This window comes from Pseudomonas sp. LBUM1674 (assembly GCF_059695635.1).
This window is the reverse complement of record NZ_CP166779.1, coordinates 6,837,074-6,853,842: the sequence shown is the minus strand read 5'-3', so window position 1 is coordinate 6,853,842 and position 16,769 is coordinate 6,837,074. Positions and strand designations below refer to the sequence as shown.

General features: G+C 59.0%; 15 protein-coding genes. 9 read left to right on the top strand and 6 right to left on the bottom strand.

Annotated elements, in window-relative coordinates:
• Positions 1-70 precede the first annotated feature (70 nt).
• From ACA067_RS31470 to ACA067_RS31450, 5 genes are all read right to left on the bottom strand, one after another.
• Positions 71-388, bottom strand: coding sequence for a DUF2388 domain-containing protein (locus tag ACA067_RS31470; protein WP_007951791.1), 318 nt, complete (start codon positions 386-388; stop codon positions 71-73).
• A 69-nt stretch (positions 389-457) separates the two neighbouring features.
• Positions 458-907, bottom strand: coding sequence for an NfeD family protein (locus ACA067_RS31465; RefSeq protein WP_497459933.1), 450 nt, complete (start codon positions 905-907; stop codon positions 458-460).
• An 8-nt stretch (positions 908-915) separates the two neighbouring features.
• Complete coding sequence (locus tag ACA067_RS31460; protein ID WP_497459932.1) at positions 916-1,836, bottom strand: SPFH domain-containing protein; 921 nt, start codon at positions 1,834-1,836, stop codon at positions 916-918.
• 108 nt (positions 1,837-1,944) lie between these two features.
• On the bottom strand, positions 1,945-3,729 hold the full coding sequence (gene tfpB, locus ACA067_RS31455) for a type IV pilus assembly ATPase TfpB (RefSeq protein WP_497459931.1): 1,785 nt from the start codon (positions 3,727-3,729) through the stop codon (positions 1,945-1,947).
• A gap of 90 nt (positions 3,730-3,819) precedes the next feature.
• Positions 3,820-4,158 (bottom strand): ACT-like domain-containing protein, encoded by a 339-nt coding sequence (locus ACA067_RS31450; RefSeq protein WP_497459930.1) that lies wholly within the window; start codon positions 4,156-4,158, stop codon positions 3,820-3,822.
• A 125-nt stretch (positions 4,159-4,283) separates the two neighbouring features.
• Here ACA067_RS31450 and ACA067_RS31445 point away from each other — a divergent pair, with 125 nt between their 5' ends.
• Positions 4,284-4,748 carry an Lrp/AsnC family transcriptional regulator gene (locus ACA067_RS31445; RefSeq protein ID WP_497459929.1) on the top strand — a complete coding sequence of 155 codons (465 nt, stop codon included), beginning with the start codon at positions 4,284-4,286 and terminating at the stop codon, positions 4,746-4,748.
• A gap of 118 nt (positions 4,749-4,866) precedes the next feature.
• Here the strand turns inward: ACA067_RS31445 and ACA067_RS31440 are convergent, their stop codons facing one another.
• On the bottom strand, positions 4,867-6,234 hold the full coding sequence (locus tag ACA067_RS31440; RefSeq protein ID WP_497459928.1) for a CYTH domain-containing protein: 1,368 nt from the start codon (positions 6,232-6,234) through the stop codon (positions 4,867-4,869).
• 156 nt (positions 6,235-6,390) lie between these two features.
• On the opposite strand from ACA067_RS31440, the gene argE reads away from it, so the two are divergent.
• The 8 genes from argE to ssuD all read left to right on the top strand — a co-directional run bounded on the left by argE (position 6,391) and on the right by ssuD (position 16,766).
• Positions 6,391-7,560 carry an acetylornithine deacetylase gene (gene argE, locus ACA067_RS31435; protein ID WP_497459927.1) on the top strand — a complete coding sequence of 390 codons (1,170 nt, stop codon included), beginning with the start codon at positions 6,391-6,393 and terminating at the stop codon, positions 7,558-7,560.
• A 166-nt stretch (positions 7,561-7,726) separates the two neighbouring features.
• Complete coding sequence (argA, locus tag ACA067_RS31430; protein WP_497454513.1) at positions 7,727-9,025, top strand: amino-acid N-acetyltransferase; 1,299 nt, start codon at positions 7,727-7,729, stop codon at positions 9,023-9,025.
• Between the two features lie 539 nt (positions 9,026-9,564).
• Positions 9,565-10,893: an OprD family porin gene (locus ACA067_RS31425; RefSeq protein ID WP_497459926.1), complete on the top strand. Its 1,329-nt coding sequence runs from the start codon at positions 9,565-9,567 to the stop codon at positions 10,891-10,893.
• A gap of 414 nt (positions 10,894-11,307) precedes the next feature.
• Entirely contained in the window at positions 11,308-12,636 is a 1,329-nt protein-coding gene (locus tag ACA067_RS31420) for an OprD family porin (RefSeq protein WP_497459925.1), read from the top strand.
• 296 nt (positions 12,637-12,932) lie between these two features.
• Positions 12,933-13,571, top strand: coding sequence for a peroxiredoxin (locus ACA067_RS31415; RefSeq protein WP_497459924.1), 639 nt, complete (start codon positions 12,933-12,935; stop codon positions 13,569-13,571).
• Positions 13,572-13,931: 360 nt separating this feature from the next.
• Positions 13,932-14,525: an NADPH-dependent FMN reductase gene (gene ssuE, locus ACA067_RS31410; RefSeq protein WP_128870565.1), complete on the top strand. Its 594-nt coding sequence runs from the start codon at positions 13,932-13,934 to the stop codon at positions 14,523-14,525.
• An 89-nt stretch (positions 14,526-14,614) separates the two neighbouring features.
• Entirely contained in the window at positions 14,615-15,592 is a 978-nt protein-coding gene (locus ACA067_RS31405) for a sulfonate ABC transporter substrate-binding protein (protein WP_497459923.1), read from the top strand.
• A gap of 25 nt (positions 15,593-15,617) precedes the next feature.
• Complete coding sequence (ssuD, locus tag ACA067_RS31400) at positions 15,618-16,766, top strand: FMNH2-dependent alkanesulfonate monooxygenase (RefSeq protein WP_497459922.1); 1,149 nt, start codon at positions 15,618-15,620, stop codon at positions 16,764-16,766.
• Positions 16,767-16,769: the final 3 nt, after the last annotated feature.

The following is a 16,769-nucleotide window of genomic DNA, read 5'->3' as shown; positions in this document are numbered from 1 at the left end:
CTACAGGGGGTTTTGTGTGGGCAAAAAAATGCCGCTCATGGGAGCGGCATTTTTTGTTCAGCAGTAAAGCTTATTCCGAAGCGACAGCATTCTTCGCCAGAATCGCATTCGCCAATTCCATGTCAGTGGCCTGCAGGCCCGGGTTGTCGGCGCGGACCTTCTGCATCGCCGCTTCCAGATACGGGCCGCGGATGCCGCCGTCGCTGGCAACGAAGCTGCCGGCATCGTCCTGGGCGGCAACGATCAACTTGTGATCCTTGAAGGTCAGGTAAGTCGAGCCGGTGGTCGCACCGGAAGAGATGACGTTACGCCAAAAGCTGTCGGCCATCGCCGAACCTACAGGAAGGGACAGCAATGCGAGGGTAGCGACAGCAAGTTTGAGACGCATATAGGGTGACTCCACTGGTTTAACTAAGGCCTTTGATTGCCAATCACCCGATCGAGTTCCCGTCTGGGCTCATTCAGCCGGTTCCACCAGCAAGACGGCCCCCTGCTGCCCGATCACCCGAACGCGGCTACCTTGCGCGGCGTCAGGGCCTCGAGCCATCCATACGCCGTCGGCGACCTTGATCTTGCCACGTCCATCGACAATCGCCTCATGCACCACAAAGGCTTTGCCGATCAGTTCCTGGCCACGCAGATTCAGGTTCGGCTCATCACTCTCGCGCACGGCGCTGCGCTGACGTCTCCACCAGTACAATGCGGTGGCGATCGAGAGCAGGCCGAACAGCAGAAACTGCAATTCCCAGGACATGTGCGGAGCCACGAAGGTCAGCACGCCTACAGCGGCGGCAGCCATGCCGATCCACAGCAGATAGCCGCCGGCACCGAACACTTCGAGGATCAGCAGCACGGTGCCCAACGCCAGCCAGTCCCAGAACGATAAATGCTGCAGAAATGCCCACATGGCGCGCCTCAGGCTTTCTTGTTATCGAACGTGGCCTTGACGATTTCACCGATGCCGCCGACCGCGCCGATCATCGAACTGGCCTCGAGCGGCATCAGGATCACTTTGCTGTTGTTGGTCGACGCCAGTTTGCCCAGCGCATCGATGTATTTCTGCGCGACGAAGTAGTTGACCGCCTGCACGTTGCCGCCAGCGATGGCTTCGGACACCACTTTGGTCGCCTGGGCTTCGGCTTCGGCCTGACGTTCACGGGCTTCGGCTTCGAGGAACGCGGCCTGACGACCACCCTCGGCCTCCAGGATCTGCGCCTGTTTCTTGCCTTCGGCGGTCAGGATGGCTGCGGCACGCAGGCCTTCGGCTTCAAGAATCTGCGCACGCTTGATCCGCTCGGCTTTCATTTGTCCCGACATCGCTGCCATCAGGTCCGCAGGAGGGCTGATGTCCTTGATCTCGATCCGGGTGATCTTGATGCCCCACGGCGCTGTGGCTTCGTCGACGGTGCGCAGCAGTTTTTCGTTGATCCCGTCACGCTGGCTGAGCATCGCGTCGAGTTCCATGGAGCCGAGCACGGTACGGATGTTGGTTTGCAGCAGGTTGCGGATCGCGTGTTCGAGGTTATTGACCTCGTAGGCGGCCTGGGCGGTGTTGACCACCTGGAAGAAGCACACCGCGTCGATCTGCACCGTAGCGTTATCGGCGGTGATGACTTCCTGGGGTGGAATATCCAGCACGCTTTCCATCACGTTGATCTTGCGACCGATGCGGTCCATCACTGGAATGATGATGTTCAGGCCGGGCTTGAGGGTGTTGGTGTAGCGGCCGAAACGCTCGACCGTCCACTGGTAACCCTGGGGCACCACCTTGAACCCCATGAACAGAATGGCGACCACCAGGCCGACAAAAAGTAAAAGCACGCTTCCGATCTGCATAACAATTCCCTGTCGATCAATGAATTTCCGATCGCAGGAGTGTAGCGGCGCCGGTCGGGGATAAAAACCGTTAGTCCGTCCTTGCATCATCAGGAGACATAAAAGGCGTCATTTCTGCTCGCTCTGCGGTGTCACTCGCAACACTTCCTCGATCGTGGTCAATCCCGCCGCGACTTTCTGCGCCCCCGACAGCCGCAAACTGCGCATACCTTCCTTGAATGCCTGGCGCCGCACCGCCATCAGATCGGTGTCGGGGTTGATCAGCGCTTTGACCCCGTCAGTCAGCTGCATGATTTCGTAAACCCCGGCACGTCCGCGATAACCGGTGTCGCGGCATTCCAGACAGCCGATGGCGCGTTGGGCGTTGCCGGGTAATGGCGCTTGCCAGGGTCTGGTCAGGGTTTGCCAGTCTTCTTCACTTAATGTCAGCGGCGCCTTGCAGTGCGGGCACAAGGTCCGGACCAGCCGCTGGGCCATGACGCCGAGCACGGTGGCCTTGATCAGGTAATGGGGCACGCCGAGTTCCAGCAGGCGGCTGATGGCGCTGGGCGCATCGTTGGTGTGCAACGTCGAGAGCACCAGGTGACCGGTAAGGGCCGCCTGGATCGCCATTTCCGCGGTTTCCAGATCGCGGATCTCGCCGATCATGATGATGTCCGGATCCTGGCGCATCAGCGCGCGCACACCGGCGGCGAACGTCAGGTCAATGTTGTGCTGGACCTGCATCTGGTTGAACGCCGGTTCGACCATCTCGATCGGATCTTCGATGGTGCAGAGGTTGACCTCCGGCGTCGCCAGTTTCTTGAGCGTGGTGTAGAGCGTGGTGGTTTTGCCCGAACCGGTCGGCCCGGTCACCAGAATGATGCCGTTGGGCTGGCTCGTCATGTCCCGCCAGCGGCGCAGGTCTTCGACTGAAAACCCAAGCTGATCGAAATCCTTGAGCAACACTTCCGGGTCGAAGATCCGCATGACCATTTTTTCGCCAAACGCGGTCGGCAATGTCGACAGCCGCAGCTCGACTTCGCCGCCTCCCGGGGTCTTGGTTTTGACCCGACCGTCCTGGGGTTTGCGTTTTTCCGCGACGTTCATTCGCCCCAGGCTCTTCAGGCGGCTGACGATGGCCATGGTCACCTGCGGCGGGAACTGATAGACGTTGTGCAGCACGCCGTCGATGCGAAAACGCACGGTGCCTTGCTCGCGCCGGGGTTCGATGTGGATATCGCTGGCCCGCTGCTGGAACGCGTACTGGAACAGCCAGTCGACGATGTTGACGATGTGCGCATCGTTGGCGTCCGGCTCCTGGTCGCTGGCGCCAAGGTTGAGCAACTGTTCGAAATTGCCCAGGGTGTTCGTTTGCTGGTCGGCATTGGTCGCGCCGCTGACCGATTTGGCCAGGCGGAAGAACTCCACGCTGAAGCGCTGGATATCCACCGGGTTGGCCACCACACGCTTGATGGGCAGTTTCAACACGTGGGTCAGGTCCGCTTCCCAGCCGTTGACGTAAGGCTGGGCGCTGGCCACGGTCACCGCGTCAAGGTCGATGGAGACGGCGAGAATCTTGTGGCGCTGGGCGAAGGCATAGGACATCAGCGGAGTAATGGCCGCGACGTTGATTTTCAGCGGATCGATACGCAAATACGGCTGGCCGGCCTGCTGCGACAGCCACAGGGTCAGGCTTTCCAGATCCAGGTGTTTGCCGGGACGGCTGAGGTCTTCCAGATGCTGGCTGGCGATGAACTCCAATGGGTGCATCTGGCCATTGGCGGCATGACGGCGTCGGGCATTGAGCGCGTGCTCGGCCGAGTCCTGGCTGATAAAGCCCTGGGCAACCAACTCACGCAGTAACTCATTGAGATCCAGCCAGCGGTCCTGAATGGCAAGTTGAACGGACATGCGGGCTCCTCGTGAACAACAGTTCGCAAAGGATAGTCGCGGACCCGCCAACCGTTGGGCCACTACCCGACGAAGCAGTGTCAGGTTTTTTCAGCCCGCCGCCTGAGTTGCTTCGACCCACGCAGAATCAGCCGCTTGCAGATCCACCGAGCAGACGCTGATCAGGTTACGCAGTTTTTCCGCGATCACTTGGGCACGGTGCCAACTCAGGCCGTCGATGACGATGTCGATCGACAGTAGATCGTCCCTGCGCTGCATGTTGATCTGCTGCGGCGTCAGGCACTGCAATGCGAACAGGTTGAGCGCCCTGCACAGCAGATCCGGCTCGGCTTCGGCCAGCAATTGATAGTGCACGCGGCAGTGAGCGGTGCTGACGTTCCAGACATCGGCACGGGTGGGTGGGGTGTTGACAGCTTCGAGATGCGGCATGGCGAACTCCAAAATCAATGGAGGAATTTTTACATTCGTAGCCGGGCATTTCTTATCTATGATTGGACTTATTGCCAATTTATCGAATAATTTAATTCATAAAAACTTAAATTCTGGGTTTATCTATGCACAGCGAGCTGGACAGCTACGACCGCAAGATTCTCGCGTTGCTGCAAGAGGACGCTTCACTTTCCAGTGCGCAGATCGCCGAACAGGTGGGCCTTTCGCAGTCGCCGTGCTGGCGGCGGATTCAGCGGATGAAGGAGGAGGGGATCATTCGCGCTCAGGTCACCTTGCTCGATCGCAAGAAGATCGGTCTCAATACGCAGATCTTTGCCGAAATCAAACTCAACGCCCACGGGCGTTCGAACTTCACCGGATTCACCGAGGCGATTCGTGGTTTTCCCGAAGTGCTGGAGTGTTATGTGCTGATGGGGTCGGTGGATTTCATGCTGCGGATCGTCACGGCGGATATCGAGGCGTATGAGCGCTTCTTCTTCGAGAAGTTGTCGATGGTGCCGGGGATTCAGGAGGTCAATTCGATTGTGGCGTTGTCGGAGATCAAGTCCACGACGAGTTTGCCGGTCTAGGGTTTGATCGTTCCCACGCTCTGCGTGGTAATGCCTCAAGGGACGCTCCGCGTCCAGGTGACGCAGAGCGTCACCGGCTGCATTCCCACGCGGGAGCGTGGGAATGATCAACAGGGGATTACATGCGCAGAAGCATCTTCCAGGCACGATTCTGATACACCGCGATCGCCTGCTGCTTACGCGCATCCAGCGATTCATCCGTGATCGGTTCGTTGGCCAGTTGCGCCAGTAGCTTCAGCTCACCGTACAGCCGATCCATTTCCGGAATGTCCAGCACTTGACGGGCATGGTGCAGCCAGGCCTGGATGCGCTCGATGCGTGGCAGTTGTTCGGCCAGATCTTCTGGCTGCTGCTGATAACGCTGCAATTGCAACGATGTGGCTTCTTCGCCCAACAGACGCGGCAACCAGCTACCCAGCTGCGCAGCGCCCTGGCGATTGCCGCGCACGTTGCGATCGGTCGCCCAGGTGCGGGCCAGCAACCAGCGCGAGGTGTTCAGGGAGAACAGGCCCCAACGCGGATCTTCCAGTTCTTCGAGAAATTGCTCCGGGGCTGCTTTGCGCACGTCTTCGTCGTCCAGACCGGCGTGTACCAGCGGACGCCAGTCTTCCAGCAAGGCGTCCAGCGCGACCCGCAGATCGTGCGTCGACTGACGCGGAGCGGCTTGACCCAGGCTGCTGAGCAGTGCGCGCAGTTCCGCCAGGTTCTCGACCCAGTCCTGCAACAGGCGCCAGTGACCATTGAAGCGATACTGCTCGGCCAGGCGCTGGCTGCTGCCGAGCAGGTGCCAGCTCAGCGCGGCAAACGCGTCGTCCAGTGGGGTTTCGGCGGTGATCTGCGGTGCCGGCAGGCTCAGCGAATAGCTGTGGGCGTCATACAGGCGATAACCGCGCTCGGCCTTGCTGATGTCACATGGCATCAGGGGCAGGGTCGCGGCCAGTTCGGCGGCCAGTTCCAGCAACGCGGACGGCTCGCCTTCGCGCAGCTCCAGCTCCAGTTCGCAGATTTCTTCTTTCTGCTTGCCGACGATGACGTGGCCCAGGTCCAGCGCGGCTTCGATGACCACTTTGGTCTTGCCGCGGCCCCAGGCGATTTCAGCGCGTTCGCGAACGAAATCGGTGGTGAAGATCGGCTTCAGGGTTTTCTTGTCAAGCGTGGCCAGCGCTTCAGGCCAGCATTCGCCGTCGAGTTTCTTCACGTCGAGCTTGGCTTTGGGCAGGTTCCAGTCGTATTCATTACGCTCGGACAGACCAGCAATACTCTGGCCACGGGTCTTGAGGGTCTGAATCACTTCTTCGCCATCGCGGCGCAGGCGCAGGGCAACCTTGGCGCGGGCCAGGTCGCGCTCAGGCGTGTCGAAGTACTGGTTCATCAGTTCACGGCGTTCCCAGCCACTTTTGTTGCGTTTTTTCAGGAGCGGGTGCTCGCGCAGGGCGGCGAGGGTTTCGCGGCTGACGCGGAGTTTGATTTCGGTTTCTTTCTGCATGGCCGGAAAATCCAGGATCGGGAGCGCAGCCGGGGGAATGTGTGGCTGCCAAGGTCGTGCAGTGTACAGGACTCGTTCATCCTCCGCGCCGCGACGGTTTATTCCTGTCGCCGGATGGTTCTATGATGGACTTCAATCCGGGAGTTGGAGTCAGCGATGCCTTTGCCGTCCATGAAAGATCAGTTCGCTGCGCTGATCGCTGCACCGTCCGTCAGCTGTACCCAGGCCAGCCTCGATCAAAGCAACCGTCCGGTCATCGACTTGCTGGCGACGTGGCTGGGCGATCTGGGTTTTGCCTGTGATATCCAGCAGGTCAGCCCTGGCAAATTCAATCTGCTGGCCAGTGTCGGTTCCGGCCCCGGTGGCCTCGTCCTCGCCGGCCACAGTGACACCGTGCCCTACGACGCTGCGCTGTGGCAGACCGATCCGCTGAAGCTGACCGAAGTCGACGGCCGCTGGGTCGGGCTGGGCAGTTGCGACATGAAGGGCTTTTTCGCCCTGGTCATCGAAGCGGTCATTCCGCTGCTCGGGCAACCGTTCAAACAGCCGCTGCTGATTCTCGCCACCTGTGATGAAGAAAGCTCGATGTCCGGCGCGCGAGCCCTGGCCGAAGCCGGGCGACCGCTGGGTCGTGCCGCAGTGATCGGCGAGCCGACCGGGCTGAAGCCGATCCGGATGCACAAAGGCATCATGATGGAGCGCATCGATATCCTCGGCCAGAGCGGTCACTCCTCGGATCCACGCCTGGGCCACAGCGCCCTCGAAGCCATGCACGATGCCATCGGCGAACTGCGCGGGCTGCGTCTGTTGTGGCAGCGTGAATACCGTAACCCGCAGTTCAGTGTGCCGCAGCCGACCATGAACTTCGGCTGCATTCATGGCGGCGACAATCCCAACCGCATTTGCGGCCAGTGTTCGCTGGAGTTCGATCTGCGGCCGTTGCCGGGCATGGACCCCAAGGTCCTGCGTGCGGAGATTCTGCAGAAGCTCAGGCCCATTGCCGAGCGGCATCAGGTGAAGATCGATTACGCGCCGCTGTTTCCCGAAGTGCCGCCCTTCGAGCAGGCCGAGGATGCGGAATTGGTCCGGGTCGCGGAAAAGCTCACCGGTCATCGCGCCGAAGCAGTGGCGTTCGGCACGGAAGCACCTTATCTTCAACGTCTTGGCTGCGAAACACTGGTGCTCGGCCCTGGCGATATCGCCTGCGCCCACCAACCGGGGGAATACCTCGAAATGTCACGTTTGCAGCCTACGGTGCATCTATTACGTCAACTGATTGAACATTACTGCCTGACACCGGCTCAAAAACCACAGCCGGTCGGCTGAACGCAAAACCCTGTAGGGGGGGGGCGGTTAAATTGCCGATGTTTAAACCCGTATTCATGAGGAGAGCGCGCGTGTCGCCAAGCCTGTTCCGACGATAACCATCAGCCCGCTGTGCGTTTTCTGTTTCGTCCATTTTTTGGCTGCTATTTATTACAGGCCCAGGTTCATGCCCGAATACGTCAATTGGCTTCGTCACGCTTCGCCTTACATCAACGCCCACCGCGATTGCACCTTTGTCGTCATGCTCCCCGGCGACGGCGTGGAGCACCCGAACTTCGGCAATATCGTCCACGACCTGGTGCTGTTGCACAGCCTGGGCGTGCGACTGGTGCTGGTGCATGGTTCCCGTCCGCAAATCGAAACTCGCCTTGCCACCCGCGGGCTGACCCCGCATTACCACCACGGCATGCGCATCACCGATGCCGCGACCCTTGAATGCGTGATCGATGCGGTCGGCCAGTTGCGCATCGCCATCGAAGCGCGGTTGTCGATGGACATGGCCTCGTCGCCGATGCAGGGTTCGCGTCTGCGGGTGGCCAGCGGCAACCTGGTGACGGCGCGGCCGATCGGCGTGCTGGAAGGCGTCGACTATCACCACACCGGTGAGGTGCGTCGGGTCGATCGCAAGGGCATCAATCGCCTGTTGGACGAGCGCTCCATCGTGCTGCTGTCGCCGTTGGGCTACTCGCCGACCGGTGAGATTTTCAACCTCGCCTGCGAAGACGTCGCCACCCGCGCGGCCATCGACCTCGGGGCGGACAAACTGCTGTTGTTCGGCGCCGACCTCGGCCTTATCGACGAAAACGGGCGCCTGGTTCGCGAGTTGCGTCCACAACAGGTGCCGGCGCATTTGCAGCGTTTGGGCAGCAACTATCAGGGCGAACTGCTGGATGCGGCCGCTGAAGCCTGTCGTGGTGGTGTAGCCCGCAGTCATATCGTCAGTTATGTCGAAGACGGCGCACTGCTGACCGAACTGTTCACCCGTGACGGTGGCGGTACGCTGGTGGCCCAGGAGCAATTCGAAGTTGTGCGCGAAGCGGCCATCGAGGACGTCGGTGGTTTACTGGATTTGATCAGCCCGCTGGAAGAGCAGGGGATTCTGGTGCGCCGCTCCCGCGAGGTGCTGGAGCGTGAGATCGAGCAGTTCAGCGTGGTCGAACGCGAAGGCATGATCATCGCCTGTGCGGCGCTGTATCAGATTGCCGATTCGGATGCCGGGGAGTTGGCCTGTCTGGCGGTGAATCCGGAGTACCGCCACGGCGGACGCGGGGATGAGTTGCTGGAACGGATCGAAACCCGCGCGCGGGCGCAGGGGCTCAATACCTTGTTCGTCCTGACTACCCGGACCGCTCACTGGTTTCGCGAGCGTGGGTTTGTGCCAAGCAGTGTCGAACGCCTGCCGTCGGCTCGGGCCTCGCTGTACAACTATCAGCGTAATTCGAAGATCTTCGAAAAAACCCTCTGACACAGCCCCCGTAGGAGCTGCCGCAGGCTGCGATCTTTTGACTTTCAGCGATCTTTCTATCGCCAGAAGATCAAAAGATCGCAGCCTGCGGCAGCTCCTACGCGGGTCTAGCGTTACTCCCCACGAATTTCGTCATTACGAGCGATACACAAACTGTAACAAATGGGCCGGATAGTGCGCGTTTGGTTGTATCGCTCCGCCTGTCGGAAGGGAAATGTTTCCGAATTGCGTCAAAGCTAATCGATCTAAAAAATTTATGATAAATACCCTTTTTGCATTAGCTAATAGGGCAGCCGCTCTATTTCAAGGCTGCGCTTTATTCCTGAAAGGTATGAAAAAAGAATCAACCGATTCTTTTCGGATCGATGACGAATTCATGAACCCGCAACGACCAATAACCGGGGATTAGACTATGGTCGTAGACACACATAGTTACGATTGACTTGTGAGTCACGGTCTGGCGCTAATCGCGCATCTTAGGATCCCGGGCATGACCCAGGACCAGGATTACAAGAATTAGAAACGAGAGGAGCGACACAATGAACAAGTCCACCTTGGCTCTGGCCGTGGCCGTAGGGGTTTTGGCGCAGCAGGCAGGCGCCGCAGGTTTCATCGAAGACAGCAAGGCTTCCGTCAGTTCCCGCACCATGTACTACAACAACGATAACCGCGATGGCGGCGCCGATCAGCGCGAAACCGCTGAAGGCCTGAAGTTCGATTATCTGTCCGGCTTCACCCAGGGTACTGTCGGTTTTGGTTTTGACGCCCAGGCGCTCCTCGGTATCCACCTCGACGGTGGCCGTGGTCATCACCCGGACAACAACTCATTCTTCCCGAGCGACACCGACGGTTCGGCATCGGACACGTACAGTCGCGTGGCAGGTAACGTCAAGGCGCGCTTCTCGAAGACCGAGGCCCACTATGGTGGCGCCCTGCAACCCAACATGCCGATTCTGGTAGCGAACGACAGCCGTCTGCTGCCCCAGACCTTTGAAGGTGGCACCATCACCTCGAAGGAAATCGACAACGTGACCTTCAACGTCGGCCAGCTCGAGCACGCGGCGGGCCGTGCTTCGTCCAACACTACCGGTCTGGCAGTGGCGGGCGGTACCGAGGAAAGCAACAAATTCCGTTATGCCGGTGCGGACTGGAAGGTCACCAAGGACCTTACCCTGCAGTACTACCATGCGAACCTGGAAGACTACTACAAGCAGAACTTCCTCGGCCTGGTCCACGTCCTCCCGATCAGCGCCAACCAGTCCTTCAAGTCAGACCTGCGCTATTTCGACAGCAGCTCCGACGGCAAGAACGGCGATGTGGGCTACCGGTTCAATAACAACGGCGGTTTCGCCAAGACCCCGGGCGAGGTCGATAACAAGACTTGGAGCGCCATGTTCACCTATACCCTGGGCCCCAACGCTTTCCTGGTCGGCCATCAGCGTGTCAGCGATGACGGCGGCTTTGTTTATCTGAACCAGGGCAACGTGGTCGATGGCAACGGTCGCAACGAAGGGGCCGGCGGCTCGAGCTTCTATCTGTTTACCGATGCGATGATCAACGGCTTCGTCCGTGCCGGTGAAAACACCACCTTCGGTCAATACACCCTCGACTTCGCTTCTCTGGGTGTTCCTGGCCTGAAAACCTCGGTTGCCTACCTGCACGGCGATAACATCAAAGCCGCCAACGGCACTAGTGGCGATCAGTCCGAGTGGGAACGTGACTTGCGAGTGGACTATGTCATCCAGCAGGGTCCTCTTAAAGGTTTCGGCACGACGCTGCGTCATGGCACCTACCGTGGCAGCGATACCGGTATCGCCGACCAGGACCAGACCCGTCTGATCTTCAACTACACCTATAGCTTCATGTAACTGATTTTCCGAAAAGCCTTGCCCTGCTGGGGTGAGGCTTTTTTTTTCGGATTTTTTTGTTATTCCAAAATCATCATTCATACTAATTTTTTATTCTTTTTAGTTTTTGTTTCCGCCCCTTAAAGTACATCCATCAGACACTCATCGGTGCAGCAGACACCCGCCTCAGACCGCCGCAGTGACCCGATTTGATTTGGCTTGCTGGCCGATACCCCGTATCTCGGCCCGGACGAAGACTGCGAACCTATATTCCTTAATGGAATGAAAAAGAATGAAATAATTTTTTTTGGCTTTATCATGCCGGCCGCAAATCGCGGTGGGCAAACCGCAGTGTGGCGCTGATGGCGCCTCCAGGATCCGGGCATTCGACCCAGGACCAGGAACATAAAAAATTAGAAACGAGAGGAGCGAAACATGAACAAGTCCACCTTGGCCCTGGCTGTGGCCGTAGGGGTTTTGGCGCAGCAGGCAGGCGCCGCCGGTTTCATCGAAGACAGCAAGGCAACATTGGGGCTGCGCAACTTCTACATCAACACGGATAACCGTAGCGGTGCTGCCAATCCAAGCAGAAACGAAGAATGGGGCCAGGGCTTCGATCTGCGGTTCATCTCCGGTTATACCCAAGGCACCGTAGGCCTCGGCGTCGACGCCATCGGCCTGTTGGGCGTGCGTCTGGATTCGGGCGGCGGCACTAACGGTGCAGCCAACGGTGCCGCCTACGGTGGCACCGTTTTCCCAAGCGAATCCAACGGCGAAGCGGTGGATAACTTTTCCAGCCTGGGTCTGACTGCCAAGGCCAAGATCTCCCAGACCGAGCTGAAGCTGGGGACCCTGCAGCCAAAACTGCCGGTGATCGTGACCAACGACGGTCGTCTGTTGCCGCAAACCTTCCAGGGTGGTCAGATCACCTCGAACGAAATCAAAGACCTGACACTGGTCGGCGGTCAAATCGAGCACGTCAAAGGCCGTAACTCCAGCAGCAATGAACAACTGTCTATCGGGGGCGCTTCCGCGCGTACCGCCAACAGCAACAAGTTCATCTATGCCGGTGGCGACTACAAGATCACCAAAGACCTGACTGCCCAGTACTACTACGGCAATCTGGAAGACTTCTACAAGCAACACTTCCTGGGTCTGGTGCACAACTGGTCGATCGGTCCGGGCGTGTTGAAGTCTGACCTGCGTTATTTCAACAGCTCCGATGACGGTCTGAATGGCAACACACCTGCCTATTACAGCAACGGTAACTACAACAGCACCGCCAACGGTAAAGGTAAGGTCGACAACAACCTGTATAGCGGCCTGTTCCTGTATACCGTTGCCGGCCACACCTTCGGCGGCGGCTATCAGGTCAGCAACGGCAGCAGCGACTTCCCTTGGTTGAACCAGGGTGACGGCTCGTCGGCTTACCTGACTACCGACAGCCAGATCGCCAAGTTCGCCCGTGCCGGCGAACGTACCTGGCAGGCACGCTACTCGTATGACTTCGCCAAGGTTGGCGTGCCTGGCTTGACCGCCGGTGTGGTTTACTTGCATGGCGACGACATCGATACCCGGTCCCCAGCGAGCACTGACAGCTCCGAATGGGAACGCGATCTGACTGTTGGTTACGTTGTACCGGAAGGCCCGTTGAAAAACGTTGGTCTGATGTGGAAAAACGCTACATGGCGCACCAACATCCCGGGTCAACGCGACCAGGACGAAAACCGCCTGATCGTCAGCTACTCGATCCCGCTGTTGTAATAGCGCTCGCGTAACCGATGTAAGAAAAAAGCCCCGCCCGGCATTATGCCGGGCGGGGCTTTTGCGTTTTCAAGTCAGGTTCACCCCCGTGAACCTTCCTCGAAATCCTTCTTTTTTGCAGCGACTCAAGGCCTTCTCGAACCTTGGCGCGGATGGTCGTCCTGAGGCTGGATCAAGTCCAGTGAACAGATTTTTAATATTCACTTATGGTCTAAACAAATCGATATTTATTCTTTTTAATAGATAAAAAATACAGGCACAGTTGGGCTCATCCAGCACTCACCAGGAGCAGCACCATGAGCCTCAGACTGGGCGATACCGCCCCCGATTTCGAACAGGATTCCAGCGTTGGCCCTCTACGTTTCCACGAGTGGCTGGGCGATAGCTGGGGCGTGCTGTTTTCCCACCCGGCGGACTTCACGCCAGTGTGCACGACCGAGCTCGGCTTCACGGCCAGGTTGAAAGACGAGTTCGCCCAGCGTGGGGTCAAAGCCATCGCGTTGTCCGTCGACCCGGTGGATTCGCACCACCGATGGATCGAAGACATCAACGAAACCCAGAACACGATCGTCAATTTCCCGATCCTGGCCGATGCCGATCGCAAGGTGTCGGACCTCTATGACCTGATCCACCCCAACGCCAATGACACCTTGACCGTACGTTCGTTGTTCGTGATCGACCCGAACAAAAAGGTCCGGTTGACCATCACCTATCCGGCGAGCACCGGTCGTAACTTCAATGAAATCCTGCGGGTGATCGATTCACTGCAACTCACGGATAACTACAAGGTAGCGACCCCGGCCAACTGGCAGGACGGTGACGAAGTAGTGATCGTGCCGTCGCTCAAGGATGAAGATGAAATCAGGAAACGCTTTCCCCAGGGTTATCGCGCGGTGAAGCCGTACCTGCGCCTGACTCCACAGCCGAACAAGTGAATCATCGGAATTCGCGGCGTGGCTGACACCGCCTTCGCCGGCAAGCCGGTCTCGCTCCCACAGTTGACCGCGTAGTGACCAAGCGACTCGGTCTAATGTGGGAGCGAGACCGGCTTGCCGGCGAAAGCGGCGGGTCAGGCGCCAAAGGATAGAGTGTTAACCGCAATCACAATGCAGGGGATTTCAGGCCGTTTCGACGGCCTTTTTTTTTGCCTCGGGAAAAATATTTCATATAGATCTTTAACGAATAACCAAATGAATAAATATGATTTATGGATATATAAATCACCTGTTAAGGTCTCTCCATCAAAGCGAGACCGCAAACCGCGAATCGCCAACACCGTCCAAGGAATCGTCTGAATGCTGGTTGTCTCACTCGGTGGCAGTCCCAGCCAACGCTCCCGTTCCGGGGTGCTGCTGGAACGCTCTCAACGTTGGTTGCAGGAGCAAGGTGTAGAGGTGGTGAGTTATCAGGTACGGGACTTCCCGGCCGAAGACTTGCTGCACGCACGGTTCGACAGCCCGAAGGTGATCGACCTGCTGCAACAGATTGAAAATGCGGATGGGCTGTTGATCGCTACCCCGGTCTACAAGGCGTCGTTCTCCGGTGCATTGAAAACTGTGCTGGACCTGCTGCCCGAGCGCGCGCTGGCCCATAAAGTGGTTTTGCCCATGGCCACCGGTGGCAGCATTGCCCACATGCTGGCGGTGGATTACGCGCTCAAGCCGGTGCTGTCGGCATTGAAGGCCCAGGAAATGCTCCATGGCATTTTCGCCGTCGACAGCCAGATCGCTTATGGCGAAGGCAGCGCCCTGGCGCAATTGGCGCCCGAGCTGGAACAACGATTGAGCGAGTCGCTGGAGCTGTTTTTCAGCGCCATGGCCCGACGGCCAAAGCCGATCGACCCGAACCTGTTGAATGAACGTTTGTTGAGTGCTCGCTGGAGCATTTAAGCCACACCTGAATTTGAAGTACTCACCTTACTGGCCCGCTAACGGGCAAGCAGGTGCAGCCAAAACCCTACTGCAAAAAGGAGAGCGCTATGCGCACTGTCATTTTGCGTCGTGGTCTGGTCGCTCTGTTTGCTGCGGCCGCCTTCGGCGTCATTACTCAAGCCCAGGCGCTTTCTACCCAGGAAGGCGTTCTTCGGATCGGTTATCAGAAGTACGGCACTTTGGTGCTGCTCAAAGCCAAAGGCACTTTGGAAAAACGCCTCGCCGCCCAAGGCGTGGACGTGCAATGGACGGAATTCCCCGGTGGCCCGCAGTTGCTCGAAGGCCTGAACGTCGGCTCCATCGACTTCGGCGTCACCGGCGAAACGCCACCGGTATTTGCCCAGGCGGCCGGTGCCGATCTGCTCTACGTCGCCTATGAACCACCGGCGCCGCACAGCGAAGCGATCCTGGTGCCGAAGGACTCCCCGATCAAATCGGTGCAGGAGCTCAAGGGCAAGAAAGTCGTCCTGAACAAAGGCTCCAACGTGCACTACCTGCTGGTCCGTGCACTGGAAGACGCCGGCCTCAAATACACCGACATCCAGACCGTGTTCCTGCCACCGGCCGATGCCCGCGCCGCGTTCGAGCGTGGCAGTGTCGATGCCTGGGTGATCTGGGATCCGTACCAGGCGGCCGCCGAACAGCAGCTGCAAGCCCGCACCTTGCGTGATGGCCAGGGCATCGTCGACAACCATCAGTTCTACCTGGCGACCAAACCCTACGCGCAGAAAAACCCAGAAGTGATCAAGACCCTGGTGGAAGAAGTGCGCGCGGTCGGCGAATGGTCCAAGGCCAACCCCATCGAGGTGACCCAACAGGTCTCGCCACTGCTCGGCCTGCCGGCGGACATCACCCTGACCTCGGTGAAACGCCAGGGTTACGGCGCGCTGTTCCTGACCCCTGAAGTGGTCGCCGCCCAACAGAAAATCGCCGACAGCTTCCATCAGCTCAAGCTGATTCCCAAGCCGCTGAGCATTAAAGACGTGATCTGGACGCCGCCGGCGGCCGTTGCCAAAACGCAATAATTCGATTTCCTAAGGAGACCACTCCATGAGCCTCAATATTTTCTGGTTCCTGCCTACCCACGGCGACGGCCATTACCTTGGCACCGCCGAAGGCGCTCGCGCCGTCGACCACGGTTACCTGCAGCAAGTCGCGCAAGCGGCGGATCGTCTGGGCTTCGGCGGGGTGCTGATCCCCACCGGGCGCTCCTGCGAAGACTCGTGGCTGGTGGCGGCGTCGTTGATTCCGGTGACCCAGCGTCTGAAATTCCTTGTTGCCCTGCGCCCCGGGATCATTTCCCCGACGGTGGCGGCGCGTCAGGCCGCGACCCTGGATCGCCTGTCCGGCGGTCGTGCACTGTTCAACCTGGTCACCGGCGGTGATCCGGAAGAATTGGCCGGCGACGGTCTGTTTCTCAGCCATGAAGAGCGCTATCAGGCTTCGGTGGAATTCACCCGCATCTGGCGCCGGGTGCTGGAAGGCGAAACCGTCGATTACGACGGTCAGCACATCAGCGTCAAGGGCGCCAAGCTGCTCTATCCGCCGATCCAGCAACCGCGTCCGCCGCTGTACTTCGGCGGTTCTTCGGAAGCGGCGCAAGATCTCGCAGCAGAGCAGGTCGAAATGGTCCTGACCTGGGGCGAACCGCCTGCAGCCGTTGCCGAGAAGATCGCACAAGTCCGCGCCAAGGCCGCGAAACTCGGGCGCACCGTGCGCTTCGGCATTCGCCTTCATGTGATCGTGCGTGAAACCAATGCCGAGGCGTGGCAAGCGGCCGATCGATTGATCTCGCACCTGGACGACGAAACCATCACCCGTGCCCAGGCTTCTCTGGCACGCTTCGATTCGGTCGGCCAGCAACGCATGGCGGCACTGCATGGCGGCAGTCGCGACAACCTGGAAGTCAGCCCCAACCTGTGGGCTGGCGTTGGCCTGGTGCGCGGTGGTGCCGGTACGGCGCTGGTGGGTGACGGCCCGACCGTGGCTGCCCGTGTGAAGGAGTACGCGGACCTGGGCATCGACACGTTCATCTTCTCCGGTTATCCACATTTGGAGGAGTCGTACCGGGTTGCCGAATTGTTGTTCCCGCATCTGGACATCGAACGTCCGGAGCTGCCGAAAAGCGCCAGTTACGTCAGCCCCTTCGGTGAGATGGTTGCCAACGACATTCTCCCCAAAGCCGCGTCCCAGAGTTGAGGC

What these genes read in the sequence shown, in the direction of transcription:
- ACA067_RS31440 (WP_497459928.1), bottom strand. Translation starts at nt 6,234, where the DNA reads ATGCAGAAAGAAACCGAAATCAAACTCCGCGTCAGCCGCGAAACCCTC.
- ACA067_RS31405 (WP_497459923.1), top strand. Translation starts at nt 14,615, where the DNA reads ATGCGCACTGTCATTTTGCGTCGTGGTCTGGTCGCTCTGTTTGCTGCG.
- ACA067_RS31460 (WP_497459932.1), bottom strand. Translation starts at nt 1,836, where the DNA reads ATGCAGATCGGAAGCGTGCTTTTACTTTTTGTCGGCCTGGTGGTCGCC.
- argE (WP_497459927.1), top strand. Translation starts at nt 6,391, where the DNA reads ATGCCTTTGCCGTCCATGAAAGATCAGTTCGCTGCGCTGATCGCTGCA.
- ACA067_RS31450 (WP_497459930.1), bottom strand. Translation starts at nt 4,158, where the DNA reads ATGCCGCATCTCGAAGCTGTCAACACCCCACCCACCCGTGCCGATGTC.
- ACA067_RS31420 (WP_497459925.1), top strand. Translation starts at nt 11,308, where the DNA reads ATGAACAAGTCCACCTTGGCCCTGGCTGTGGCCGTAGGGGTTTTGGCG.
- argA (WP_497454513.1), top strand. Translation starts at nt 7,727, where the DNA reads ATGCCCGAATACGTCAATTGGCTTCGTCACGCTTCGCCTTACATCAAC.
- ssuE (WP_128870565.1), top strand. Translation starts at nt 13,932, where the DNA reads ATGCTGGTTGTCTCACTCGGTGGCAGTCCCAGCCAACGCTCCCGTTCC.
- ACA067_RS31445 (WP_497459929.1), top strand. Translation starts at nt 4,284, where the DNA reads ATGCACAGCGAGCTGGACAGCTACGACCGCAAGATTCTCGCGTTGCTG.
- ACA067_RS31425 (WP_497459926.1), top strand. Translation starts at nt 9,565, where the DNA reads ATGAACAAGTCCACCTTGGCTCTGGCCGTGGCCGTAGGGGTTTTGGCG.
- ACA067_RS31465 (WP_497459933.1), bottom strand. Translation starts at nt 907, where the DNA reads ATGTGGGCATTTCTGCAGCATTTATCGTTCTGGGACTGGCTGGCGTTG.
- ACA067_RS31470 (WP_007951791.1), bottom strand. Translation starts at nt 388, where the DNA reads ATGCGTCTCAAACTTGCTGTCGCTACCCTCGCATTGCTGTCCCTTCCT.
- ACA067_RS31415 (WP_497459924.1), top strand. Translation starts at nt 12,933, where the DNA reads ATGAGCCTCAGACTGGGCGATACCGCCCCCGATTTCGAACAGGATTCC.
- ssuD (WP_497459922.1), top strand. Translation starts at nt 15,618, where the DNA reads ATGAGCCTCAATATTTTCTGGTTCCTGCCTACCCACGGCGACGGCCAT.
- tfpB (WP_497459931.1), bottom strand. Translation starts at nt 3,729, where the DNA reads ATGTCCGTTCAACTTGCCATTCAGGACCGCTGGCTGGATCTCAATGAG.